Genomic DNA, 26197 nt, shown 5'->3' with positions numbered 1-26197 from the left:
GTTTCACCTTTATAGTGATTTTTTATGTAATTTATTTATAAAAACACACTTACGTATTTCAGTAAGTGTGCTCCAAACATTTATTTAAGTTTTAAGTATGAATTCACTTTCATTTTAAATATTTCATCAACTGCTCTATTACACCCACCAGCATTTCGAAGTGACTCTCCAACTTTACGACTATTTTCCTTAAACGTTACATCATACATTACTTTCTTTACAGTCTCACGTAACAATTCAGAAGTTAATTCTTTACGATTAAGCCTTATTCCAGCTCCTACTTCACTCACTCGTTTCGCAACTAAAGGCTGATCTCCTGTTACCGGAATTACAACTAACGGGACACCGTAATATAGTGCTTCACTCGAACTATTCATACCACCGTGTGTCACGAATACATCAGCGTACTGTAATACTTCTAATTGCGGCACATAATTATACAACTTAAAGTTATTCGGAATGTTTTCAAATTGACTTATATTTATCTTCTTACCAACAACTAATACGACTGTCGCTTCTACATCTTTAAACGCTTCAAAACATTTTTCATATAACTCAGGTTGTTCATTAAAAACTGTTCCCATAGAAATGAAAATCAATTGTTTATCTTTTAAATCTTCCATAGGAAAGCTATCTACTTCTTTTCGAGTAGCAATTGATGGACCGACAAACTTATACGATTCATCGAATACATCTGAACGCGGCTGATATTCCTTTGAAGTATATACAATAGTAATATCACCAGGATGATTCATAATATCATACATATTAATACATTTCATTCCATACTGCCTATTCCATTTTTCCATTCCCGCTAAACAAGATTGATATAATGGATTAGTTTCATCTACTTGTCTCGATTCTTGTTCATCATTAAAAGTAATGTACTGATTAAAAGCAAACGTTGTACAAGAAGAAACGCTAGGTAATTTTAAAACATTCGCTATAATACGTCCTACTGGAAAATGATTATCGTATATCAAGTAATCGTACTTTTCCCCTTTTGTTTCTTCTACAATTTGAGTAACAATACGCTCTGATGCTTCAATCATATGAGATAGCATCGTCAAAGGACTCCCACCTTCATTTACTCGTTCCATAATATTAATTTGAGAGAGGAAATTCTCAAACACTCGGAATTCTGCACCTGTTGCTTCAATCTTCTTTCTATAATCTTCAATACAATACGAAACAACTGTTTCCCCTCGCCGAATTAACTCACTTACAATAGCTAAAGTCGGATTTATATGACCTTCTCCAGGGAAATTTATTACGAGTACATTTGCCATAATATTCTCTCCTATCTAATATAATCAATAGTTAATCATATTAATTAATTTAAAACTATTAAGTAATCTATTCTACTTCTTCATATTTTTCTCTTCATTTTATTATTGAGAAATATTTTTCATAACCTACATTATAACTCTTATAAAAGTAGACTTAACCTTTCATTTATTGAAAAATACGGGATTTACATTCAGGCATTTTTCAGATTTATCATCAGAAACATTATTTTGATAATTCATACAAAACTAGAAAAATATAATTTTCACACTGATTTCTCACCATAAATTTATTTAAGTTCTATGTTGTCCCCATCATTATCCACTTGGTACGTATTCTGTTATATAATGAATTTATAGAATTTACAGAATAAGGAGTCCTTTCATGCTACAACAACTATTCATTTCACCTATTATATCTGTTCAAGCACTACATCCGGGCTATGAAGACCATGCAAGCGACGTGTTTCTTGTTAAAACAGAAACTGAAGAAGTTATTGTTCGTTCCTCAAAAATGACTGAAGAGCCCAACAATGATTTTTGGTGGGGATGTAAAAACCTTTTTGGAATTGATCCAAGGCATGTACATCATTTAGAAACAATACACGCATTATTGAAAAAGCATACTACCTTGCCCATCCCGACTATTTTGCAAAAACATGTTTTAAATGAGCGAGAGTATGTAATCGTCGAAAAACTAACCGGAAATACGCTGCAATCATTTTTCGGACAACCTGATTCTATTTTATTCAGCCTTGGAAAAGGACTAGCAGAAATTCATTCGTTTCAAGCAGAGTTTATAGGAAACCCATCAAATACTTTCCACATTCCACTAGAAGAATTTAAATCTCACATATTAAAAGTCAGTAAAGATCTTGTAAATAGGTTCTATTCCGATAACGCGAGCATCCAAAACGCATTTCATACTTTTGAGTCACAGCTATCTTCCTTGCCGTCACCGAAGGAATCTACACTCGTTTTAATTGATATGGATCCTACCCAGTTTTTATCAGATGATCAATCTATTACTGGTTTAGTAGATACAGAAGCTTATGCAATTGCTCCACGAGAGTTTGATTTTATTGGATTAGAATATGTACTTACAGAAAAAGAGGCTCATGCTTTTAAACAAGGTTACGAAACCCTTATGCCCATTCCTCGTCTTGAAGAATGTAGACATCCCTATCGATATTTGTACCGGTTATTATCTATTCAGGGCAGTGTGGAGTTAGACAAGTGGTTGCGTCATCCATCCTATTTTTAAATACGAATGAGAGGGATTATGAAATGAATATTGAACAAAAGAAATCTTTAACAGCAAACGAAATTCAGCAAATGAAAGATTTATCTCATATTTGCGGACAACACGATCAAATTGATTACTCGTCAGATTTACATATAAACTTTTTAACTGCCCGTAATATAGAAGTGGTAAATGATTTTCTATTTTATGATGATACTCAATTAATCGGTGCATTAAGTATGTATGACTTTGAGAGACCAACAAAACTGGAGTTAATAGGGTTTGTTCATCCGAACTATAGGAAACAACATATAGGCACTACTCTTTTACAAACCGCAATGAAAGAAATACAAAAAAGAGAGGCAGATGAAGCCCTTCTTATAATTAATGGTGACTCTATTTCAGGGAAATCATTTGCAAAACAAATGAACTTTCCTTATTTATACAGTGAATACGGTATGGAGTTCAAAACAAACGAAGCACAAAAAACAATGAAAAATAATATTAATCTTACTGTTGCATCTTCTGAATTACTTCCTGATCTTATAGAAATCGCTAGTGAAGCTTTTGGAGATTCAGCAGCAAATACATCCACATGGTTACAAAAGATGATGAATTCATCTTCCCATCAAGTTTACAGTGCTCTTATCGATGAAAAAGTGATAGGAACGATTACAGTTACTGAGCAAGAGCAATCTACTACACTATCAGGATTTGCAGTTCATCCTTCTTATCAAGGTAAAGGATATGGTAAAGATATTCTTAGTTATATGGTACATACACTTATTACAGAAGGAGTTTCAACAATTGAACTAGACGTCGAAACGAAAAATAACAATGCTTTAAAACTATATACACAATGTGGTTTTGAAATTATGACAAAGTATGATTATTATAGATTGTTGGAATAGGAGTGACTTTTCTACCGAGGAATCATGTTATTTTAGAGACGAAATTATTACCTCTTTAAAATCTGTAGGATGTAACAATATACAACTACACGGTATAAATAGAACATTTTTCATTTGTCAAAAATAAAAAAACTGAATCATATCGATTCAGTTTTTTCTTATTTTTTTCTTAGTATATTTACAACCGCAGTCGTTTCATCATTTTTTTTATAAACACGTGGAATTCTTCTATCCAACATGCATGTAACTTCATAATTAATTGTACCTAACATATCTGCTATTTCTTCCACCGCAATCTCTTCTTCACCTTGTTTGCCGTAGAATACAACTTCGTCTCCTACTTGTACTGGCATTGCATTTGTAACATCTAGCATAAGCTGATCCATACAAACACGGCCAATTACAGGTACTCGTACTCCGTTTATTAGTGCATGCCCTTTATTAGATAGCTGACGATTATAACCATCAGCATAACCAATCGGTACAGTTGCAATCCATTCTTCGCCCGTTGTTACATAAGTATTCCCATAGCTAACACCACGATTTTTCTTCGCATGTTTAACATGAGCTACTTTTGATTTTAAAGACAACGCTGGCTGTAAGGAAGCAACTGTATGATCCACTTCTCTTGAAGGATACATACCGTAAATTCCAATACCGACACGAACCATATTTTGAAATGTGTTACTAAGTTCCATTGATCCTGCACTGTTTGAACTATGAATATATGGAAAATGAATTCCTAATTCTTCCGCTGTATTTACAGCTTTCTCAAACAATCTTGTTTGCATATTTGTATAAGTTTTATCTATTTCATCGGCGGTAGAGTAATGTGTAAACATCCCTACTACTTCTACATATCGCATACGTTTTAACTCTTCAAAAAACGGTTTAACTTCTTCTTCCTGTAAACCAATACGGCTCATTCCTGTATCAATTTTCACATGAATTCGCACTTTCTTTTGAAGATGGTTTGCAACTTCATCTATACCTTGTAAATCTTCTACTCTATAAACAGTCATCATAACGTCATATTGAATTACATCTTCTACAGCTGCTACTGGTGTATATCCTAAAATTAAAATAGGCACAGTGATTCCAGCTTCTCTTAATTCAATTGCTTCATCTACAAATGCAACTGCAAGTTGGTTTATTCCTGCTTCAATAGCCGATTTCGCAACTTCAACTGCCCCATGACCATACCCATTCGCTTTTACAGCAGCCATCATTGCAATATTTTCATCATTCACACGTTTTTTAAATTCTTTTACATTATGTTTTACCGCATTTAAGTCAACTTCAACAATTGTATCTCTTCCATATTTCAAGCTCATTGGTCTAACTCCTAACTCAATAATTACATTCCATTCTATTTCACGTTTCATATGACCTTTTACAATATAATACTTTTCACTATGCTAGTCAAACTACTAGAATTTTCGGAATTTTGAGTATGATATAATACCCTTAAGAAACTATTATATACGGAGGTGAGAATAATTACAATGTTTGTTCCATCTGCATTGAATCAAGTTAAAATTGCTATCGATACTTCCATTCAAATACTGAACCAATATACTGAAAGTGATTTGAAAATAAAGCCGATTGAATCAAAGCGGTCATTATTTGAAATGTGCACACATCTTTCCCTTATTTTCCATGCTGATTTACTCATATTAAATGGTATTACGGAAAAAGACTTACATACCTTTTATATAGAACAAACACCAGAAACAATTACTCAAATAGCGCAAACGATGATACAAGGGTACGATTTACTTTCTAAAACTTTTTTATCCTATTCCAATGAAGAATTAGCGGAAATTATGACTGCTTATTGGGGTATTTCTTACTCTCGATTCGAATGGTTGCTTGAAATCGTTGCACATTTTTATCATCATCGCGGGCAAATTCATATTTTATTATGTGAGCACGTTAAAGATCCTAACATACCTTTATTTCAATAAAGGTATGTTAGACGACATTAAACTTTTTTAAGGCAAATAAAATACCACCTTCACTCGCCTTCTTTGTAACGAAATCTGCTCTTGTTTTTAACTCTTCTCCACCATTCCCCATCGCAATTCCTAGTCCTACATACTGTAACATCTCAACATCATTTCCACCGTCACCAAAAGCAATTGCTTCTGATTTACAAATTTTCAGATGTTCCAATACCTTTTGAATTGCAGTTAGCTTCGATACTTTACTATCTTCCAACACATTCATAACGTAACCATGAAAACGTTCAAACGTAAGTGCTGGATATCTTTCAAAGAATTTTTGAGCTTCTGTTTCATCAGCATACAGACATACACAATAAATCTCTTCTGATAAGTTTCTAACTTTGTCAGGATACCGCTCTAAATTTAACGTTTCATTTAATGCTCGTATTACACGTTCGTCTTTTGAGGCAATACCATTCATTACAAATTCCTCTGTAAAATAAGAAACACTGTGACCATGTAATTCAGCAAAATTTGAAATATCATGAACAATTCCACTTGAAAGTACCGATTTATGTATAACTTCATCAGCACATTTTATATGTGCACCATTTGCAGAAATAAACGTATTTATGCCCAGCTCTTTAAATTGTGAGCATAAACTATATGGTCTCCCGGTTGTAACAACTACGTGAATTTCTTTATCTATTAACCTTTGTATCGCTTCTTTTGTGCTTTCATGCATACTTCTATCAATCTCACTTAAAAGAGTACCATCCACATCGAAAAATACAACTTTGTACATATCCTCTTACATTCCCTCTAAATGATTTGTATCATTTATAAAATGAATAGTTTTCTGTTTATCCGTAAGTTCAATCAAACTAATTCCCGTATCTCCCATTTTAAAATAATAGTCCATGCTAATTGGCATTTGGAAAAACGCTCGTAAAATACTATTTATTACACCACCGTGTGCAACAATTGCAATTCGGTCATATGTATTCTCTGTCACGATTTTAGAAAAAATTCCTTCTATTCTCATTCTAAATTCAATAAATGATTCCCCGTTTTCAAAACGATCATGAAGAAATTTTGGCTCTGGATATTTTTTCGCTTCTTCAAATGATAACCCTGCTTGTACCCCATTATTAAACTCCATTAATTCTTCTTCTAGTTGAATTGGGCACCCAATTCCTCCTGCTAATGTTTCACCAGTTTCGCGGGCACGTTTTAATGTGCTTGCCCAAATGAAATCTGGCGGGAAATCTGCTTTCACTTTCTGTACAAGTCTTTGCACTTGCTGTCTTCCCTTTTCTGTTAATTCAAAGTCAGCTCGCCCTTCATGTACATTTAAAATATCAGCTTCTGATTCACCGTGGCGTATTAATATTATTTGCATATTCCCCCTACTTCCTCATTTAATATTCACAAGATTCCATTATATCACATTCTTACCTTTCCTAACAAAAAGGAACGGTTTCCCGTTCCTCACCCATTCACTTTCTCCGCATTGTTCCAATAATATTTACTAAACGCTTCCGTCAACACATCAATTGTGTTATATAATTCATCTAATGTATTATCAACACCACCAACTTCAATTAACATCGCATTTTTAGATAAATCTTGATTATAAACGCCATTTCCATCTTTTTTATACTTTGGAAAGATTCCTCTGCTTAATCCGTAATAGTTTTCATCTAAATAACTATTGATTGCTCTTGCAATTTTTTCATTTTCAGCACGCCCTTCATTTTCCATCCCAATTATAAAATATAATCTTGCATACGATTTCCCGTTAATTACTTTTGTTGTTACCTTCTTCCGCTGATCATCACGGTGTATATCAATCGGAAACGCAATTTTATTATTTTGTGCTAATGTTTCTTTTACATATTCATGAGACGCTTTATATGATTGCGGCCATTTCCATTTTTTACTCGCTAATAAATCCCCCATATTCGTTTTATCATGAACTACCGGAATTCCTTGTCCTTCAAGTTGTTCTTTCATCCGTTTCCCTAGTAAGGACACATTTACATCTGGACTTGATGGATCGGTAGCCCCTGGTAATAACGGAAAGAAAGATTCCCAGCTATGTGTATGATAAATATATACTGCACTTTCACCTTTTTTCGCTCCGTTCTTTTTCTGAACCGGATTATTCTTTTCAGCTTCTGTAACTTTATCTTTTGCTACTTCTCGCTCTTTCGTTACTTCTTCAATCGGTACACTAGATTCATTTGGGATATTCGTAAAGTTTGTCCCTTCCCCAGCTACGATAATGTTAGAGTAATACTTTGACATACCAGGCACTTCTTTACCGACAAACGTTCTTAAATCTTTAATTTTCAAATCCGTCGCAATCGAGAACATTAAATTTCCAAATGACTCCCTTTTATTCTGCTTAAAATAATCAAATCCGTAATAGCGATTCTCACTTTCTAGCATTTGAACAAAACCTTGCATCGATACTTTTCCAAACCATTGATTCGCGTAATTCGATTTCATTGTATGTAAAAGCGACGTCAAAATCGACGCAATAATAATTGTGACTAGTGCATATAGAAAGAGTAATGAGATTAGTTTCTTCCCATGTATACGGGTTGCATACTTCTTCACTGTATCACCTTCTTTATACATGGATATGTACAAGCCTTTCGTAATATACGCAAAAAAAAAAGAGAAATGGCAGCCCATTTCTCTTCCTCACTCTTATTGTTCTTTTTCTGTATCTGACGAAGGTAATTTCTTCGTTTGTTTCTCTTTAAAGATTTCCCCAATTGCCCCAAGAGTACCAAGTGTTTCAATTGCATTAGACGGAATAAAGACTTTATTCGCTGGTCCTTTTGCAACCTCAATCAATGATTCAAATGATTTATAAGCAAGTACGCGCTCATCTAAATCTGCTGCACGAAGTAACTCAATTCGATTTTGTTCTGCTTTTGCAATTTCCTCAATCGCTCTTGCTTCCCCTTGCGCTTCTAATTCTTTCGCTTCTCGTATACCTTCCGCTTCACGAATACGTGCTTCTTTATCCCCTTCAGCCATTAAAATTTTACTTTGTTTTTCCCCTTCAGCACGAAGGACTTTATCTTGTTTCGCTGCTTCAGCTTCTAAAATGATCGCACGTTTATTACGTTCTGCTTTCATTTGTTTTTCCATTGATACTTGCACATCTTTTGGTGGATTAATATCGACTATTTCGACACGTTCAATACGAACGCCCCATTTTTCTGTCGCTTCATCAAGTGCTAAACGAATTTCTGTTGAAATTTTTTCACGACCTGATAATGTTTCATCAAGCTCCATTTTACCAATAATTTGACGCATTGTTGCAGATGTAATATTACGAACACCATATTCATAGTTTGAAATACCATATGTCGCAAGCTCTGGTTCAACAATTTGATAGAAAATAATTGTATCAATTTCTACTTGTACATTATCTTTCGTTATTACCTTTTGTGGTGGTACATTCGTTTGTTGAATACGTAAATCGTGATATACACGAACGCGGTCTACAATTGGGATTAGAATATTTAATCCTGGGTGCATAATCCGTTGAAATTTACCAAACCTTTCAACGACCCCAACTTTTTGCTGAGAAATAATTTTAATTGTCAATGCAATAAATACAACGACAATCAATGCGAAAATAATCGTTAACGTTAATGCTACTGCCATATTTATTCACTCTCCTTTTTCACTTGTAAAATAGTACTATGCCTCTGTATAACAACGACTTTTTCTCCAGCATCAATAGGAGTATCCGAAATAGCTGTCCAAGTATCTCCATCCACTTTCACAATACCGTTCACTTCGCTTGTAATCGTTTGCATAACAATTCCCTTTTTACCAACAAGTTTATCTACTGTATCAGTAAAACCTTTTGCTTCTCGAAAGTTTTTAGAAATTCTTTTCGTAAAGAAAGTCAATGTTAAACTTACAATCGCCCCAACAACAACTTGTAAAAATAGTGCATCAGGAGCAAACAAAGCAATAAGACCTCCGACAACAGCTCCAATTCCAAGCCAAAGCATGTAAAACGTAATCGACAACATTTCTGCAATAAATAAAATACCCGCTATTATAAACCAAATCACCCATCCAGCCATATGCAACCCTCACTTTCTTTCTCATTTTCTATATGTATATGAAGAAAAGAATGGTTTATCCGCCCTTTCTCATAGAGGGGGCGTTTGCTACAAGCTATTATATGTATTCGCTGTTACAACAAGCATTAATAAAATGCTATATTAATATATTCTTCATTATACACGAAAATCCCTTTCAAAAAATGACAAAAAATTTAATTCTTTCAAAAATATAACTTACAGATTATAATAATTAAAATTAAAAGCAGTATTGATTTGAAAGGTGGTATTCTTATTGCCTAAACGTTCACTAACTTACTATTTGGGCTCCAAAATATGCATTACTCTCGCTGACATTGTATACATAATGATTATTACAACTCACATCTATATCACAACTAGATCAGCTACAATTACTGCTCTTTTTCCATTATTACAGGTTATCACAAATCTTATCGCGAACACCTCTGCACCACTTATAATGAATCGGTTTCCATCTTATTCATTGCTATATACTCTACAATGGATTAAAACAGCTCTTTTAATATTGTTAATGATATTATTTCCTATACTATCAACAAACATTTCTGCTCTTTTAACTTTTGTTATTTTCATTTCATTATGTAGTGGCTGGAGCGCTCCTCTACTATACGCCGTTATCCCGCGCTTAACACCACAAGAAAAATTAGTAAAAGTAAATAGTGTCTTTTCCTTTTCAACACAAATTATACAAGCCGCTGCATACTCATTTACAAGCATAATTGTTCTTCTCATTGGCGTTACTTCGACACTCATGATTAATAACATATTGATGATTTTCGGATGTATTACATTACACCTTTCATTACAATCTATACAAGCTGAACGAGTAGCAGAACCCACTTCTTCGAAAACTACTGCATTATTAGAAGGATGGAAACTGTTATTTCAACACCCGTCTCTGCGCATCGTTACAATTATGGACTTAATTGAAACTTTCGCAGGGACGATATGGATCGGTGCTATTACGATGGCATATGTAACGACTGTTCTTCATAAAGGCGAAGATTGGTGGGGATATATTAACACAAGTTATTACGTCGGCACATTAATTGGTGGGATATTAGCGTGGAAAATGAGTACATATATTCAAAAAAATTTAATACGCTCCATGGCGATAGGCTCTCTTATGTTTAGTATTCTTACATTTTTATATGGTATGACAAGTAGCGGATTTATTGCTCTATTTCTTTGTGTTCTAATGGGGCCATGTTATCAAATTAGAGATATTTCTCAAACGACGGTTTTACAATCAAGCGTCACTCCTTCTTTATTATCGAAGATGTATACAGCTCATGGTGCACTTCTCTCGACAGCTTCTGGTCTTTCTATGCTTAGCGTTGGAATTATTACTGATATGTTCGGCGTTCGTACTATTTATATTATCGCCGCTTTTCTTATTTTATGTTCTGCTTGTTTATCCTTTAACTTATTAAAATATCAGAAGACGGAGCAGAAAGATATTTCACTTTAATCATTAAAACAAAAAGGACAGGAATTCCTGTCCTTTTTGTTTATTCTATTCATGACAAGTTGGGAATCTTCCTATGTTTTGTCGCTTGTTCAAAAGCATATGCTAGTTTAATTAATGCCCCTTCACTAAAAGCAGCACTTGCAAGAGTAATTCCAAAAGGCCTCCCATTATCCATATATCCCGCAGGCATTGCTATAGACGGATAACCTGCTTTCGCACATATAGTAGATCCTATATAAGAAGGGAACAGTATCGCATCCAGGTTATATTTTTCCAACGCAAAATCAATACCTTGTTTTTGCGAAAAAAATATATCTTCTAATCTTGCGTTTAAATATTCTGGATTTCTTAACGTATTAGGAAAATCTTTTCTTCTTTCTAACTTAGTTTGTCCATATTTCAAAGCTCTTTCTGCTATGTTTTTATTAAACTCCATTAACTCCGAAATAGAATGTACTGGAATAGTAGAAGGTAATTTAGAAAGATAGTTATCCAAGCTGTGCTTCAGCTCATAAAGTGGAACTCCCCAACTCCATTCCCTATGAAAAGACGGAATATCAATATCTTCTACTACTGTCGCTCCCTCACTACGTAATACTTGGATCGTTTCCTCAAACAATTTTTCATCGTACTCACCATTTTCGTAATAGTCTTTTGGAGCATTGTTAAATACGCCAATCTTTGCTCCCTTTAATCCATTTACATCGAGATAAGGTGTATAATCTTGATATGCCATTCCTTCACTTTTATGAGTGGCTACATCCATCTCATCCACTCCCGTTAAGTTCCCTAATAGAATTGCAGCATCCGTTACCGTTCTAGCAAATGGCCCAGCTGTATCTTGTGAATAAGTGAAAGGAATAATTCCACTACGACTAATTAACCCAACAGTCGGCTTAATACCTACAACCGAGTTTTGAACAGCTGGACTTAAAATAGAAGCATCTGTCTCTGTTCCAACGGATAATACAGTAAAGTTAGCAGCAACTGCAACGGCAGATCCTGTACTCGATCCACCAACAAACATATCATCCTTTCCTGTACCGTAAGGATTAATCGTTTGACCGCCTCTAGCGCTATATCCAGCCCACATTTCAAAAAACATTGCATTTGCTAGTTCTGTCATATTTGTTTTACCTATTATAATTGCTCCTGCTTCTCGAAGTTTTGTAACGAGAAATGCATCTTCACTACTTATATTTTGTTCCAGGGCAATCGTACCTGCACTTGTATGCATTGAGTCATTCGTTTCAATATTATCCTTAAGTAAAACAGGGATACCATGTAATAGGCCTCTTACACCTTTTGTCTTTCTTTCATGATCTAGCGCTTCTGCAATAAAGATAGCATCTGGATTAATTTCTAAAATAGAATTGATTTTCGGTCCATCTTGGTCATACTTTGCGATTCTATGAAGATAATACATGACTAGTTCTTTTGAAGTTAACTTCCCAGCTTCCATTTCCTTTTGAATATCATGAATTGTTAATTCTTTTTGCAATAATGTATTAAACTGAATTTCCATTTTCATTCTCCTTTTATAAGCCCTTATATATATGACATGTATCTATTACTTTTTCATTTTCTCCGCTCCTCGCATAAACAGCTACAATCCCTTTAAAGAAATTCAACTCACCAGTTTAAAAACCTTTAATTTCCAGAGAAATAAAAAGAGTCTGAAACGAATACAATATCGCCTCAGACTCTTTTTATTATTTTACATATACCTCTTCTAACAAATGTAAAAACTCGCCTTGTTTACCTGCTAATTCAGGGCATTTGTTAATATCAACCCATTCATAACAAAATACTAAACCTTTGTCTTCCTCACCAGCACTTACTATATGTTCCCACGTATCTTTCACATCTGTTAATAATGAAATGTGGAAAAAATGACGTTTTTGATATTCCTTTTTTTCTTTCATATAAATAATGTAATCAGAAAGGAAGCGCTCGATACAAAAATGGCGTAGTCCTGACTCTTCTTGTACTTCACGTAAAATTGCTGCCTCTAACGTTTCGCCTTCATCTACCGTCCCGCCTGGCACTTGGATACCAGCCTCTCGTATATCACGATGTTTAAAAACGAGTAGTTGCATAACCCCTTCTTTTTCTCTCGTAATATATGCATGTACCTTTTTCTTATATAACATCGTCATCTTAGCCCTCTCCCCTCAATTCATTACTGCGTTACTTCTTCAATCGTTAGTTGGTTTTCATATAAATATGTAGCTTGCGGATTCCCAACATAACGTACATGCCACGGTTCATAACGATAACCGGTAATCCCTTCTTTCTCTTTCGTATATCGAATAACAAAACCAAACTTATGGGCATTTTCAGAAAGCCACTTTCCTTCTTTCGTCTCCCCAAAAACAGTTTCTAGCTGAAATTTAGCAGATTGAGATGTAATATCCATAGCTAGTCCTGTTTGATGTTCACTCGTACCAGGGACTGCACTAGACATTGCTGTCTTTGCTTCTCCATCTTGTCTTTTATACATTGTATTTAATGCTTTTTGTCGATCAAAAGATCTAAATCCAGAGACTGCAAAAAGGAAAATCCGCTCATTATTGGCTTGCTGAAACATTTCCTCAAGTGCCACCGCTGCCTCTTTCCTCATCTTTTTCTTCTCTTGATCACCTTCACTAGAGTAACGTACTTTCGGAACAACTAAATCTGGCGGTCTATACCCATCTGGTAAACGCCTATTTTTATTCACAAGTACAAGCATCGAACTTGGATTACTAATGACTGCGATATCCCCATCCATATTAGCAATCGTTTCTTTAGCTTTCGGAAATATATTGTTTACATTTACTTCCTTCGCCTCTTGCTCCTTGTACATCTTATAATTTATTCCTGCTACTCCAATGATCAGTATCATTGCTACGATACCAAGTAGTGCCCATCTTTTTTTCATATAACGACCTCTTATTTTAATAATTTGGCCATTTCATACTCATCGATACCTTTTCCATCGATGATAAGAGCAGATTTTTTGACACCTTCTTGTTCAAATCCAATTTTGCTATATAGTGCCTGAGCTCTTGTATTGTGGGCCATTACCGTTAATTCTAAACGCCATACATCATGTAATCTTGCCCACTTCTCTACTTCTTTAAACAAACTCGTTCCAATACCTCGGCCACTATACTCTTGCAAAATGCCAATTACAATGCCTGCCACATGTCTCTTTCTTTGAATATTATTTCCATCAACTAAAATAAACCCTACTATTCTCTCTTCTTCAACTGCTACAAATATTGTCGCATATTCATTTTCTATAAAACGGTGGACCATCTTTTCTTGTTGCTCTACTGTAGTTTTTCGTTCTCCTGGTTCGTATAACATAAATTTCGTTTCTTCATCTAATTGCTTACTTAATTGTAAAAATGATGCTGCATCTTCTACTCTAATCTCACGTATCACCTTAATCCCCTACCCATTCTGTTAGTTAAAAATTTTCCTTGTGAAAAGATTTTCTATATTTTTGCGAAAATCCCTTTCTAATTCTCCTATTATAAATAGACAAATTTCGATATTACTATAGCAATTACAAATTATGTCTATAATGTGACATCTTTTCATCCTCATTTCATGACAAACAAAAAACGTAAGCTGTACACTTACGTTTTCCCCCAATTGATGTAGGCTGATAACCATCGGCAATGCCTACCACTAATTCAAATTTCACTTTATCCATTCACTTTTTCTGCTTGCCAAAAATATTCACCAAATGCCTTAGCAAGTGCATCAATTGATCGATTTAATTCTTCCTCTGTATTATCTACCCCGCCAACTTCAATTAATATCGCTTGTCCTGATAGGTCTTGATTGTAGACTCCATTTCCTGTTTGGAATCCTTTTTGAATTACACCACGGCTCATTCCCGGATATTTCTTACTAATCGTCTCATGTAACGCAGTTGCTAATTGTAAGTTTTTTTCATAGTTTTTGTTACCTTTCCCAATTACAAAAGCAAGCTTTGCATATGATTTATCTCCAATTGTTTTTGTCGTGACATTTTTCCGTGCACTATCACGGTGCAAATCGAAAAAATATTGGAGTTCTTTATTACCAGCCATCGCTTCTTGTACAATTTCTCGTGACAGTTTATAAGAACTATTACTATTTAATCCTTTACTTATTAATTTTTGACCAACATCAGTTTTATCGTTAGTAGCACCGATCCCTTCACTTTCTAACTGTTCTCGCAATCGATCGCCAACTATTGAAATATTCGTTACAGAACTCGTTGCTTTATTTGGATTTGGATCATTCGTTAAGTTAAGTAACGGCAAATAAGATTCCCAGCTATGTGAATGATAAATCAATGCAACTTGTCTTTTTCCAGTCGTTTGAGCTGGTTGTTTCTTCTCTTTATTCGGATCAGGCTTAGGAACTTGTCCAGCTTCTCCAGTCCGTTCCTTCACTACTTCTTCAAGAGGAACACTCGATTCTATCGGTAAGTTGAAATAATTTGTTCCTTCACCTGCTATAACGATTTCTGTATCATATTTCCCAAATCCCGGAAGTTCTTTCCCGACAAAACTACGTACATCATCAAAACGAATATTCGTAGCCATCGAAAAGAGGAATGAAGAAATAGAAAAGTCTTGATTCAAATTCCGGTACTCCTGTGTAAAATAATGATTCTCTTTCCCAATAACGTACATGTAACCATTCATTGATAACTCATTTAACCAATTATATAAATACGTTGACTTTGTCTCTTTCATGGAAGTTACCATTACACTAATAAGAAAGAAAGTCGCTAATACCGTAGTAATAATAAATATAATTAACTTGCGTACACTTGTTAATTTCACGTAAAAAAAGCCTCGATTCATACTATCACCCTCTCTATTTCAAGTTATGTACAAGCTCTAGAGAATAGACCGCTTAAATTCCGGCTATATTGTTAATGAGGTGAAATGAATTGAAGCTACTAATAGGAACATTACCAATCGTCTTATCATTTATTTTTTATTTGTTTGCTTTACATCCTAAAATTCGTATTGTGCTACATATTTCCGCATACTTAGCACTGTATGTACTCGGGACAATTATTTCTATTAATATATATGATGTTTTAATACAAAATTTAGTTTTCATGACAAGCATTCATGGAATTTTACTAAATCCACTTTTTCTACTTGCAGGAGCGTATATAGGGATATACACTTTGTACTTAATTTTGTCTCAAATTATTACGAAACTAATGAATTCCAAAAATGGAGTGTAACGAAATGCAGCCACCATTCATCTGTCATAAATGTAAAAAAAGAATAACGAGAAGGAAAGATCTTATTACCTCTACATGGCATTTCCGCTTTTATTTGTTTCACAACACTTGTTTCAAAAATCAGCAATTATTTGTCTCACGTTTTATTCCTATAAATACACTCTTTGGTTTCTTTCTTATTACATATGGGCTTATTGCTGGCAGCATTCTAATGTTCACGGAGCCCTCTATCAATTGGCTTATTTTTTTGCTTCCTATTTTATATCGGTTTCTTTCATATTATTACGTTGAACGTTTTTTCTGTAAATAACTAGTAGATTGACCTCTAGGAATGCTTAAACACTCCCATTCATTTTCTTTTAACATTTTACCAATGTAAATGATTTGTCCAATATGTAAAGCATAATGAGAAATTTGCCTTTCGATCGCTTGCATGACAGTGTTTTCTTCTCCACGAATGTATACTTTCTGCAAAATCTGCTCTGCTGTTAAAGTATCCATCGTTTTAAAGACATACTCCCACCCTTCTTGCCACGCAGCAAGCGCTTCTTGTTTTGAATTGTAGCCACCTTCAAATTCACCATCTCGGTTACGATCTATTTTTTCGCCATCAGACGTTAAAAATTCCGTCCATCTTGAACGCATATTACCATGCAAATGTTTCATTATAATCGCTATGCTATTTGTTTCTTCATGAGAAGACCATTGTATTTGTTCGTATGATAATTGAGAAAGTACCCGTTCTCCTTGTTGCTTTGTTGTTTTGAAATTAGAAATGGCACATTGTAAATATTCTCGTCCGATATCCATATTAGCCCCTACCTTCACACTAACTAATTTTTGTTCCATTTGGCAGTTCCATATTAGGCTGAAGCAACACAACATCACCAGCTTCAGGAACTCCACCTAATACAAGCACTTCCGATTTAAATCCAGCTACACGCTTTGGCGGAAAATTTACAACCGCAACAATTTGCTGGCCGATTAAGTCTTCTGGATTATATCTCTTCGTAATTTGAGCACTTGACTGCTTGACCCCAAGCTCCCCAAAATCAATTTCTAGTTTAATCGCTGGCACTCTCGCTTCTTTAAATTCCTCTGCCTGTGTTACTGTTCCAATTCTTACATCAAAAGTTAAAAAATCTTCAAAATTAGCCATTTTATCATTCCTCCCAATTATTACTTAGACAAAATACAAAAATCCCCTTTAAAAAAAGAAAGGCGCCTAAGCACCTTTCTTTTGTAATTCACTTGATTCATTTGATTTATAGAAGAAGAAACCGAGAATCCCGCCAATACATGATGGGATTAGCCATCCTATTCCTTCTTTATATAATGGTAACATTTGTAGCACATTAGAAATCGCATCAATTTTAATGTTCGCACTTTCTAAACCGTTAAAGAAACTAATTAACAACGCACCTAAAATAGCTCCGATATATATTGTATTACGCTTCCCTATCCATTTATGGAAATATGAAAGAACGATTAATACAATTGCAACTGGATAAATGATCATTAACACTGGTAATGTTACTGTGATTAATTGTGTTAACCCTAGGTTAGATACAATTAAACTAAATACACATACCATAGTTACAATCGTTTTATGCGAAAGTTTTGGGAATAAGTTTGTAAAGAAGCCAGCACACGCAGATGTTAATCCAACAGATGTTGTTAAACAAGCGAGTATAATTACAAGTCCTAATAAAATTTTGCCACTTGTTCCATACAACTCATTTACAACATTCGTTAAAATAAGACCACCGTTCTCCGACACACCAAGTGATGTACTTGTAGATCCGAGATATGCAAGTGATAAATATATTAACGTTAAGCCTAATACAGCAATAATCCCTGATACAACTGTTATTTTTGCGATTTGTCCGCTCTCTTTTATCCCTTTTGAGCGAATAACTTGTACAACAACAATCCCAAACACAAGTGCACTAATCGCATCCATCGTTAAATATCCTTGAATAAATCCACCAAAGAAAGCATTCTCTTTATAAGCAGCTAAAGGTGCAGCCGGTTCTCCAATTGGATCAATAATTGCTTTTCCGACAATAACAGCAACAATCAATACTAACAATGGTGTAAGAAATTTCCCGAACCAATCCACTAATTTAGATGGATTTAATGATAAATACCACGTTATTCCGAAGAAAACTATAGTGAAAAGAAATAGCATGTACCACTCAGAAACCATTGTCTCTGATAGAAATGGCTTCATACCCATTTCAAATGAAACAGCTCCAGTACGCGGAATCGCGAAAAATGGTCCAATCGCTAAATAACTAATCAATGGGAAAATAAACGCAAATATAGGGTGAACTCTAGAAGATAGCGCTTTCAAGTCCCCCTCTACAAACGCGACAGCTGTTACAGCTAATAGGGGTAATCCGACTCCCGTTACAAGGAATCCAATTGTAGCAATCCAAACATTTTCTCCTGCTTGTTGACCTAAAACTGGCGGGAAAATTAAATTTCCTGCCCCTAAAAATAGTGCAAATAACATTAAACCAATCGCTACCGTATCACCTGGCCTTAAACGTCCCTTCATGCTTTTCATTTGCATAGCACTTTTTCATTGTTTATATCTCTTTTCACAATATGCTATGCATCCTCCTCTCTGCTCAAGATGATAAAATATGCCCCTTACAAAGCAATGTCTTTCTCCATAATTTCTCCATTCCCCTTATTCTTACTCTAATTATTGATTTTTGATTTTTTTGAATATTCAAGTCATTAGAGTGTTATAACGTGGAGTTTAGTTGTCAGACCTCTTTGTTTTTATCACACATATAGTAACATACTTGGCTGAAAAATAAAAACATATTTTTAAATAGAATTTTTTGAAAATCAAAATTATCCACACATACCTCCTTTATTTATTCTATTACACAAATTTTTTAGAAATTTACGATTTTTATATTTTATTACATTTGAATATTTTTATACAAAAGAAAGTAAAAGCCATCAAAAAATAAGATGGCTTTTACTTGTTAGTCTATCGTTTCAACTTCACGTGGATTATTCATCTCTTCAACATACACAACTCTAAATCCATGATCTTCTAAATCCTTTAGCAATGTTTCTAATTCACTATCTTCAAACTCTTCTCCCAATGTAAACATTATTCTACGTACTAATAAAGCATCATTATCAAAAGTCATTAAGCTTTGAATACCAGTGTATTTCTTTAGCACTGTCGATAATTTTTGAATGGCCCCATTATAATCTTGTGTTCCAATCATGACAGAATATTTACTAGAATGGACTCCCCATGCATCTTCTAATAGTTCAAAAACTTTTTTATGAGTTAAAATACCAAGGAAGACCCCTTTTTCATCAACTACTGATAAATACGGTAGTTTTTTAATTGTAAAAAATACTTTAAAGAAGGAAGAGTCTTCTCTCACGTACCCATTTTTATCGTTCAATAATTGTAATACATTATCTTCAAGTGAACCTTTATATTCTAAAATATCTACTTTGTATACATTCCCTAAAAACTTCTCTTTTTTTTCATCTAAAACTGGTACACAACGATACCCCGTTTTATTTAAATGTTCCAGCGTTTCCCCTATCGTAATTGAACTTGAGCAAAACAAAACTTCCCTCTTTGGCACATAATTCCCTTTAATCCTCATAAAAAAGCCTCCTTATGCTAAAATACTTTCTGTGCCATAACTATATTATATTTTCAGAAAAAAATAAATATATTATTTTATTTTTCTGAAAATTATTCATTTTTTCGTCATAATTTATTCATGAATCATTCACTTGTACTCTCTTCAGCATCAAAAATCCCTTCTGAATTCTGGATCACTTTACTGCATCATTGTACGGACCTAATTGCTTTTTAGAAAAATAATGATTTGTCTCCTTACTTTTCATTAACATATTTCCTTTTATAATTAAAAAATAGGTAGCTACTAGAAAATAGATCAGCCCTAATATCCAATCCAAATTTGTAGCCAGATTGTGTAAAAGAACATATCTCATATATGCATAACCAATCGGAACATGTAGTAATACAACCGCACCTAATCCCGGATTGTATATTGTTTTAGCTTTTATATTCGCAAAAATACCATGCCATATGAATTGAAACCCATTAAAATAGGTGCCATCCCAAGCCATATTATATTTTGAAAGAAAACCGGAAGTAAATAAAAAACATACGCAATCAAAATATTTATTACCATAGCAGATTGCGTATTTAATGGATAGCGATCTGGTATATCACTTTTAAATATAACTACATTAAACAGACCAGCGAAATAACCTGGCCAACGATACTCTTCAAATTGATGCACTAAAATGGCTACAAAACTTAACGCTAACAGTACTTTTATTTCACTTATTTCTCCCAAATTCGCGACTAAACAAACAACGACAACAATAGCCACAACTAACCCTATATCATACCAATGCTTTCTAAAGAAACTAACCATCTCTATCACCCACTATCTCAATTTTTATAAAAATAGCGTTCAAATAGGAAATCAATCTGTTTTTCTATAGGTAGTACTCTTATATCTGCCCCTGATTCAAGAATTGGCATCATTAATGCTGGAAGAAAAATGGATCCAAATATTTGCACTGTCATCATCATTAAAATTTCCTGATCCGCTTCATTTGTTATTTCGCTCAAAATATTCTTCACTTTACTAAAACCTAGCCTCTTCAAAAAATCTCCATATTCGTATTGAGATGTAAATACCGTAGTTCCCATTGCAATAATCTTCCTGACTAACTCAGGATATTGCCGAATTACTAGTACATAATCAAATAAAAATATTTTTAATCTTTCTTTCGCTGGTACTGTAATATCATCTAAAATAGAAAAAGTGCCTTGGAAGCTAATTAACAAAACTTTAATCGCCTCACTAATCAACTTTTCTTTTGAACCAAAATGGTAATTTACAAGCGCAATATTTACATCTGACAATGATGCAATTTTCCTTATCGTTACCCTTTCAAAACCTTCGTTTTTAATTAACTCCAAGGTTGTATTTAAAATCTTTTCTTTCGTTGATATGTTTTCATTTTCCCCCAACTTATCTCCCCCTCTAGAATTTATCGATTAAACAATGATTTAAACATTGTTTAACTTTATGGTATCACTTTCCAATTTGAAAAATCAATTTAATCCTTTCGACATTTACCTACATTTCTTTTCATTCATCCCATACATAAAATAAATTTCTAAAAATAATTTAAAACTATCCATATACCAATACGTAAAGAAAAATATATTGTAACTTCCCCTGAAAAAAGCTAAAATAAGAATAAGAATTTTCTGAATATTCTAAGAGTAGGTGGTTGTATGTCCTTATTGCGCTCACATATATGTAAATTTATAGTTGGTATTTTTATTATTTTTGTCATAAGTCCTATTCCAGCATTATTCATTACACATAATTACTCTTACACAACTGGATTTATTAGCATTTTTCATGACTTTGCACAACTTTTTTCTATTTCAATTCCAAGAATCGATTGGATGCATGAACCTATCCTTTTCTCAGCAAATCAGATTATAAATACACAAAATATGATACATACTTCTAGCCATTCGTCACCACTATTCCCCTACATATGGGAAATATATTTTTTATCAATCGTTCGTTTCACATTCACTCTTGTAATCGGTTTCTTTATTAGTTTAGGGATCGGTCATCTATTTTTAAAAGCACCGAGATCAATAAGAAAGTGCACTTCCTTATTGCGCTGGATACCATATTCTTTTGGTACTGTGATATTACAATGTTCAGTACTATTACTACTACTCTACATCGCGGAATTCATGAAGGTTCCTTTCTTCTCCTCTTTTATCATCGTATGTAGTACTTCCATGATAATCGTTCTGCAAGCAATAAAAAAATGGCTTCCTTTCTTAAATAATACAAATGAATACGAAATAAAAAATTCAGCCTTCCTTGTTGATACGTTATTTATGGCGCTTACTTCCAATCATAAATCTATTCTAAGTTCCATTATTCTTTCATTTGTTTTTATGGAATGTGTTTTTCACGTAAACGGACTCTTACAATTTATCGTTCAATTTGGTGGAAATGCACCTATAGTTGTCGCAATTGGTTTATTACTTCTTTACATCCCATACAGCGTATTATCTTTTCTCCAAACACTATGGACAACAAACTACAATAAACAGCAAACATACACTTTAACAAGAAGTATTTCAAAACCATAACGTAGAATAACCGTCTACTTTAAATTAAAAGTAGACGGTTATTCCTATTATATAGAGGACAAAATAACAGCAAATTAAAAAACTACTATAGAAACCTACCATTATTTACCCATTTTCTTTGACTAATCTTTTCATTTGGATTTATTATAAAAGTATAACATAATTACAGGAGGTGACATCTTTATTCCAAATTAGGAATAAAGAACACACTTGGACATATTAAATATTTTTCTCATCTTTATACTTATCCTTATTTCTGGTTTTTTCGTTGCTTCAGAATTCGCTGTCGTAAAAGTACGAAAAAGTCGAATTGACCAGCTTGCTAATGAAGGTAATAAACAAGCATTAGCTGCAAGAAGCGTTTTATCTAACTTAGACGTTTATTTATCCGCTTGTCAGCTTGGCATTACTATCACCTCTTTAGGACTTGGTTGGCTTGGTGAACCAACTGTGGAACATTTACTGCGACCACTATTTGAAAAAATCAATATTACTGGAACAATGGCTAACACGTTATCCTTTATTATTGCTTTTAGTGTGATTACTTTTTTCCATGTTGTATTAGGCGAGTTAGTTCCTAAGTCTTTCGCAATCCAAAAAGCTGAAGCAATCACATTAAAATTTGCAAAACCGCTTATTTTATTTGATAAAATTATGTATCCGTTCATTTGGCTTCTCAATAGTGCAGCTATATTTTTCACAAAATTACTCGGTTTAGAGCCTGCGAAAGAAAATGAACTTGCCCATTCCGAAGAAGAACTACGACTCATTTTAGGTGAAAGCTATAAAAGCGGCGAAATTAATCAAACCGAATATAAATATGTAAATAATATTTTTGAATTTGATGATCGTGTTGCTAAAGAAATTATGGTACCTAGAACTGAAATGGTTTGTTTATCTACTGAAAATACGTTAGAAGAAAATATGAAAATCGTTGCAACTGAAAAGTATACACGTTATCCTATTATTGAAAAGGATAAAGATGATATTATTGGAATGATAAATACGAAAGAGATTTTTCATAATCAAACAAAAGGCATTTACAAACCACTTGATGCCTACATACATCCTGTTTTAACTGTATTTGAAACAGTTCCCATTCGTAAAACGTTAATACACCTCCAAAAGAACCGCGTACAAATGGCGATTGTTATGGATGAATACGGCGGAACTGCTGGCCTTTTAACGATGGAGGATATTCTTGAAGAAATTATCGGAGAAATTCAAGATGAATTTGACGCAGACGAATCACCAATGATTGAAAAGCGTACTCCTAGGCTTACTGTTTTAGATGGGAAAGTACTCATTTCTGAAGTAAATGATATGTTTGGCCTACATATCGATGAAAGTGATTTAGATACAATTGGTGGTTGGCTTCTCTCTCAATCAATTGATTTAAATATTGAGGCTGGCTATTCAGTTGAATATGATGGTTTTCAATTTAAAGCATTAGAACTTGATGGGCATCAAATTAAAAAGATTGCTGTACATAAATTAGATACTACAAAGGAGTTATAAAGTGACTGTTTTACTAACAATTTGTATCATTGCTTGTTTCATTGTTTCATTTCTTGCCTTTATATACCCCATTATCCCTGGCATCCTTGCCGTATGGGCTGGCTATTTCATTTATCATTTTGGAATAAACGGCGGAGAGTTAACGACATCTTTTTGGATTATTCAAGTCATTTTTACACTCTTCATTTTCGTTGCTGACTTTATTGCGAATGGATACTTCCTAAAAAAATACGGAAGTACAAAATCGGGCGAACGTGTTGGTATGGTTTCTATCATTGTCGGATCGTTCTTCTTCCCACCATTCGGGCTTATTATCATACCGTTCTTATCTGTATTTATTACGGAACTAATGCATAAAAAGGCGCCAAAAGACGCCCTTTTAGTCGGAATTGCAACTGTTGTCGGTTTTTTAAGTAGTACAGTAGCGAAAGCAATTCTCCAAATCATTATGATTATCATCTTTGTATGCTATATCATTTTTTAGCCATCCCTATTTTGGGATGGTTTTTTAATATGAAATACCTACTCGGCTTTTCTCGTATAAGCTTTTATTACGTAAACTCCATGTAAACTGAGCTGTATCACCAACTGTGATTTTCGATCCATCTGTTGGCAACATATCTTGTTCAGTTCGATATACACCGGTTACATCACCATCTATTAAATGCGTCGGACAAACAACAGTCCAACATAGTTTACTATTATTCAGCGCTTCATAAGCAGCTAAATGATCTTCCGCAGCTGTTGTCATTTTTCTTTTCGATTCTTTTGATTGGAAACGATATATACTTGGGTTTGTTCGTGCTTGTAAAATACCAGCAGTTCCTATTGTAACAATTTTCTTTATGCCCTCTTCTTCCATTTGCTTTATAATAATCGGTAAACTCTTCTCTAACGTCCCATTCCGATCAGTTCCAAGAGCACTAATTACAATATCACATCCTTTAATCGCTTCCTTTATATCATTTCCGTTTAACACATTTCCCTCTATAATATGTAACCTTTCATGCTCTGTTTCCACTCTACTCAAATCACGAACTAATACCGTCACTTCATATGAATCATGTAATGCCAATTTCATAATGTGTGATCCTACTCTACCTGTCGCTCCTAATATACATACTTTCATATATTATCCCCTCTTCCATTCTTTCTCTCTATTTTTCCGCAAAACTTACAAATACGCAACAAAAAAGCTCCCTCATATATGTGAGGAAGCTCTATTATCCATTTATCCCGCATTAACGGGCAGTAAATTCGGCGAATGCGAGGAAATTAGGTGGGAGATAACTGCCCGTAAATACCCGATTGGTGTGGGCTAATAATCAGTGGGGATGGACAAAATCCCCACTGATTAAAGATTCACTTTATTTCTTTTCTTTCGAATCAGAAGATTTTTCTGTTCCACTTGTTTCTTTATCTTTCTTTTCATCTTGCTGCGAAGTTGTGTCATCCTCTTTCTTTTTATCCTCATCTTTACTACAACCTACCATTAATAAAGAACTTGCAAGTGCCATAGCAGCTAATGACTTAACCCATTTGTTCATTTGCGTTTCCTCCCTTTGATAGAATATGTACAACCCCATATTACTCTTTATTTTTAAAGGAAAGATTTAAAAACAGTAAAGATATTGTAAACTTTTGTAAATACTCTGATAACACAACTGGTTTGTCTCAATTCTTCTAATTGAGCCTTTCATTAGACATAAAAAAACTAAGACGCCTTTCATTCCGTCTTAGTTTTTCACGCAAACTTCTCACTTTCATTTTCATATAAATGTTTAATTTTATATTCCTTCTTCACAACATATTGCCAAACACTATAAGCATAACGATTCATTTTCACAAAACAATTTTCCAAGAAAGAACGAAACTCTGGGTTCGCAACTTCCACTGCAACTTGAGCAAACTTTAATGCTAATCGCTTCAAATGTGAAATATAACAAATAGCAATCCCAATATCCCCTGTATACTCATTATCTGTTTCCCTATCCATTTCAGTAAATTCCGGCCACATTTGTTTACAAGTTATATGTTGTATATTTTCTCCTTCTTGAAAATTCACTTGTTCATTATATGCTTGTAACATATACGGCAAATGATGCTGTAATATATCCTTTAATTCTTCATCTCGAACCTTGCTCGTGTATTCTCCAACTTTATATATAAGTGTGTAACTATATGTCATCAATTCTTTCATATAATCCAT

The 26197-nt window shown here is 33.9% G+C and carries 29 protein-coding genes and 2 pseudogenes; 10 read left to right on the top strand and 21 right to left on the bottom strand.

Translation table 11 applies throughout. From position 1 onward, the window contains the following. Positions 1 to 80: 80 nt before the first annotated feature. Positions 81 to 1289 carry a macrolide family glycosyltransferase gene (locus tag MHH59_RS10210; RefSeq protein WP_088265739.1) on the bottom strand — a complete coding sequence of 403 codons (1209 nt, stop codon included), beginning with the start codon at positions 1287 to 1289 and terminating at the stop codon, positions 81 to 83. Between the two features lie 382 nt (positions 1290 to 1671). Here MHH59_RS10210 and MHH59_RS10205 point away from each other — a divergent pair, with 382 nt between their 5' ends. From MHH59_RS10205 to MHH59_RS30830, 3 genes and pseudogenes are all read left to right on the top strand, one after another. Continuing rightward, a complete protein-coding gene (locus MHH59_RS10205; RefSeq protein WP_328070531.1) occupies positions 1672 to 2550 on the top strand; it encodes a phosphotransferase in 879 nt (292 codons plus the stop codon). 23 nt (positions 2551 to 2573) lie between these two features. After that, positions 2574 to 3440, top strand: a complete 867-nt coding sequence (locus tag MHH59_RS10200) for a GNAT family N-acetyltransferase (RefSeq protein WP_002168563.1) — start codon at positions 2574 to 2576, stop codon at positions 3438 to 3440. Next, a pseudogene (locus MHH59_RS30830) lies at positions 3433 to 3567 on the top strand (class I SAM-dependent methyltransferase); the annotation flags it as partial. The gene MHH59_RS10200 and the pseudogene MHH59_RS30830, both read left to right, overlap by 8 nt. A 31-nt stretch (positions 3568 to 3598) precedes the next feature. Here the strand turns inward: MHH59_RS30830 and alr are convergent. After that, on the bottom strand, positions 3599 to 4774 hold the full coding sequence (alr, locus tag MHH59_RS10195; protein WP_078178821.1) for an alanine racemase: 1176 nt from the start codon (positions 4772 to 4774) through the stop codon (positions 3599 to 3601). 171 nt (positions 4775 to 4945) lie between these two features. Here alr and MHH59_RS10190 point away from each other — a divergent pair, with 171 nt between their 5' ends. Continuing rightward, entirely contained in the window at positions 4946 to 5407 is a 462-nt protein-coding gene (locus tag MHH59_RS10190; RefSeq protein WP_088005118.1) for a DinB family protein, read from the top strand. 7 nt (positions 5408 to 5414) lie between these two features. Here MHH59_RS10190 and MHH59_RS10185 read toward each other — a convergent pair whose 3' ends face one another. The 5 genes from MHH59_RS10185 to MHH59_RS10165 form a co-directional block, all read right to left on the bottom strand. Beyond that, positions 5415 to 6191 (bottom strand): Cof-type HAD-IIB family hydrolase, encoded by a 777-nt coding sequence (locus MHH59_RS10185; protein ID WP_002086022.1) that lies wholly within the window; start codon positions 6189 to 6191, stop codon positions 5415 to 5417. 6 nt (positions 6192 to 6197) lie between these two features. Then, positions 6198 to 6788 carry a histidine phosphatase family protein gene (locus MHH59_RS10180; RefSeq protein ID WP_002127021.1) on the bottom strand — a complete coding sequence of 197 codons (591 nt, stop codon included), beginning with the start codon at positions 6786 to 6788 and terminating at the stop codon, positions 6198 to 6200. An 89-nt stretch (positions 6789 to 6877) separates the two neighbouring features. Further along, positions 6878 to 8089 (bottom strand): stage II sporulation protein P, encoded by a 1212-nt coding sequence (gene spoIIP, locus MHH59_RS10175; protein ID WP_307840645.1) that lies wholly within the window; start codon positions 8087 to 8089, stop codon positions 6878 to 6880. Between the two features lie 15 nt (positions 8090 to 8104). Then, entirely contained in the window at positions 8105 to 9076 is a 972-nt protein-coding gene (locus MHH59_RS10170; RefSeq protein WP_002012471.1) for an SPFH domain-containing protein, read from the bottom strand. Between the two features lie 2 nt (positions 9077 to 9078). Continuing rightward, the gene (locus tag MHH59_RS10165; protein WP_002012470.1) at positions 9079 to 9507 is read right to left on the bottom strand and encodes an NfeD family protein; all 429 of its coding nucleotides are present in this window, start codon (positions 9505 to 9507) and stop codon (positions 9079 to 9081) included. Between the two features lie 274 nt (positions 9508 to 9781). Between MHH59_RS10165 and MHH59_RS10160 the strand changes: the two genes are divergently transcribed. Beyond that, positions 9782 to 10999, top strand: coding sequence for an MFS transporter (locus MHH59_RS10160; RefSeq protein ID WP_002168568.1), 1218 nt, complete (start codon positions 9782 to 9784; stop codon positions 10997 to 10999). Positions 11000 to 11048: 49 nt separating this feature from the next. Here the strand turns inward: MHH59_RS10160 and MHH59_RS10155 are convergent, their stop codons facing one another. The 5 genes from MHH59_RS10155 to spoIIP (MHH59_RS10135) all read right to left on the bottom strand — a co-directional run bounded on the left by MHH59_RS10155 (position 11049) and on the right by spoIIP (MHH59_RS10135) (position 15852). Next, positions 11049 to 12524 (bottom strand): amidase family protein, encoded by a 1476-nt coding sequence (locus MHH59_RS10155; RefSeq protein WP_340851177.1) that lies wholly within the window; start codon positions 12522 to 12524, stop codon positions 11049 to 11051. Between the two features lie 187 nt (positions 12525 to 12711). Continuing rightward, positions 12712 to 13158 carry an NUDIX hydrolase gene (locus MHH59_RS10150; RefSeq protein ID WP_002127013.1) on the bottom strand — a complete coding sequence of 149 codons (447 nt, stop codon included), beginning with the start codon at positions 13156 to 13158 and terminating at the stop codon, positions 12712 to 12714. 23 nt (positions 13159 to 13181) lie between these two features. Beyond that, positions 13182 to 13922: a M15 family metallopeptidase gene (locus MHH59_RS10145; RefSeq protein WP_002031537.1), complete on the bottom strand. Its 741-nt coding sequence runs from the start codon at positions 13920 to 13922 to the stop codon at positions 13182 to 13184. An 11-nt stretch (positions 13923 to 13933) separates the two neighbouring features. Further along, positions 13934 to 14431 carry a GNAT family N-acetyltransferase gene (locus MHH59_RS10140; protein ID WP_002127012.1) on the bottom strand — a complete coding sequence of 166 codons (498 nt, stop codon included), beginning with the start codon at positions 14429 to 14431 and terminating at the stop codon, positions 13934 to 13936. Between the two features lie 266 nt (positions 14432 to 14697). After that, entirely contained in the window at positions 14698 to 15852 is a 1155-nt protein-coding gene (gene spoIIP / locus MHH59_RS10135; protein WP_078178817.1) for a stage II sporulation protein SpoIIP, read from the bottom strand. Between the two features lie 89 nt (positions 15853 to 15941). On the opposite strand from spoIIP (MHH59_RS10135), the gene MHH59_RS10130 reads away from it, so the two are divergent. Then, on the top strand, positions 15942 to 16247 hold the full coding sequence (locus MHH59_RS10130) for a hypothetical protein (protein ID WP_002127010.1): 306 nt from the start codon (positions 15942 to 15944) through the stop codon (positions 16245 to 16247). Between the two features lie 4 nt (positions 16248 to 16251). Further along, positions 16252 to 16557, top strand: coding sequence for a permease (locus MHH59_RS10125; RefSeq protein WP_078178819.1), 306 nt, complete (start codon positions 16252 to 16254; stop codon positions 16555 to 16557). On the opposite strand, the gene MHH59_RS10120 is transcribed toward MHH59_RS10125, so the two are convergent. The 6 genes and pseudogenes from MHH59_RS10120 to MHH59_RS10095 all read right to left on the bottom strand — a co-directional run bounded on the left by MHH59_RS10120 (position 16530) and on the right by MHH59_RS10095 (position 21312). After that, positions 16530 to 17096, bottom strand: a complete 567-nt coding sequence (locus MHH59_RS10120; RefSeq protein ID WP_078178820.1) for a DUF1572 domain-containing protein — start codon at positions 17094 to 17096, stop codon at positions 16530 to 16532. The two genes, MHH59_RS10125 and MHH59_RS10120, sit on opposite strands and share 28 nt — an antisense overlap. After that, positions 17077 to 17406, bottom strand: coding sequence for a chaperone CsaA (gene csaA / locus MHH59_RS10115; protein WP_001263027.1), 330 nt, complete (start codon positions 17404 to 17406; stop codon positions 17077 to 17079). The genes MHH59_RS10120 and csaA overlap by 20 nt, the downstream gene beginning before the upstream one ends. Before the next feature lie 66 nt (positions 17407 to 17472). Next, entirely contained in the window at positions 17473 to 18810 is a 1338-nt protein-coding gene (brnQ4, locus tag MHH59_RS10110) for a branched-chain amino acid transport system II carrier protein BrnQ4 (RefSeq protein WP_400517919.1), read from the bottom strand. Positions 18811 to 19252: 442 nt separating this feature from the next. Beyond that, entirely contained in the window at positions 19253 to 19900 is a 648-nt protein-coding gene (cbpA, locus tag MHH59_RS10105; RefSeq protein WP_002186059.1) for a cyclic di-AMP binding protein CbpA, read from the bottom strand. Positions 19901 to 20075: 175 nt separating this feature from the next. Beyond that, positions 20076 to 20707: pseudogene (locus tag MHH59_RS10100) on the bottom strand (HXXEE domain-containing protein). A gap of 17 nt (positions 20708 to 20724) precedes the next feature. Then, positions 20725 to 21312 carry a TetR/AcrR family transcriptional regulator gene (locus MHH59_RS10095; RefSeq protein ID WP_002086042.1) on the bottom strand — a complete coding sequence of 196 codons (588 nt, stop codon included), beginning with the start codon at positions 21310 to 21312 and terminating at the stop codon, positions 20725 to 20727. Between the two features lie 270 nt (positions 21313 to 21582). Between MHH59_RS10095 and MHH59_RS10090 the strand changes: the two genes are divergently transcribed. From MHH59_RS10090 to MHH59_RS10080, 3 genes are all read left to right on the top strand, one after another. After that, entirely contained in the window at positions 21583 to 22470 is an 888-nt protein-coding gene (locus MHH59_RS10090; RefSeq protein ID WP_078178623.1) for a hypothetical protein, read from the top strand. A gap of 210 nt (positions 22471 to 22680) precedes the next feature. Further along, a complete protein-coding gene (locus MHH59_RS10085) occupies positions 22681 to 23988 on the top strand; it encodes a hemolysin family protein (protein ID WP_002086044.1) in 1308 nt (435 codons plus the stop codon). A gap of 1 nt (position 23989) precedes the next feature. After that, the gene (locus MHH59_RS10080; RefSeq protein WP_000217328.1) at positions 23990 to 24472 is read left to right on the top strand and encodes a DUF456 domain-containing protein; all 483 of its coding nucleotides are present in this window, start codon (positions 23990 to 23992) and stop codon (positions 24470 to 24472) included. A 24-nt stretch (positions 24473 to 24496) separates the two neighbouring features. Here the strand turns inward: MHH59_RS10080 and MHH59_RS10075 are convergent, their stop codons facing one another. The 3 genes from MHH59_RS10075 to MHH59_RS10065 all read right to left on the bottom strand — a co-directional run bounded on the left by MHH59_RS10075 (position 24497) and on the right by MHH59_RS10065 (position 26197). Beyond that, positions 24497 to 25117, bottom strand: a complete 621-nt coding sequence (locus MHH59_RS10075) for an NAD(P)-dependent oxidoreductase (protein WP_002168577.1) — start codon at positions 25115 to 25117, stop codon at positions 24497 to 24499. Positions 25118 to 25355: 238 nt separating this feature from the next. Continuing rightward, on the bottom strand, positions 25356 to 25535 hold the full coding sequence (locus MHH59_RS10070) for a hypothetical protein (protein ID WP_002012451.1): 180 nt from the start codon (positions 25533 to 25535) through the stop codon (positions 25356 to 25358). 197 nt (positions 25536 to 25732) lie between these two features. Continuing rightward, positions 25733 to 26197, bottom strand: a complete 465-nt coding sequence (locus MHH59_RS10065; RefSeq protein WP_078178626.1) for a spore coat protein — start codon at positions 26195 to 26197, stop codon at positions 25733 to 25735.

Source organism: Bacillus sp. FSL E2-0195, assembly GCF_038003645.1.
Taxonomy (GTDB): domain Bacteria; phylum Bacillota; class Bacilli; order Bacillales; family Bacillaceae_G; genus Bacillus_A; species Bacillus_A mycoides.
This window is presented reverse-complemented; position numbering and strand designations above follow the sequence as displayed.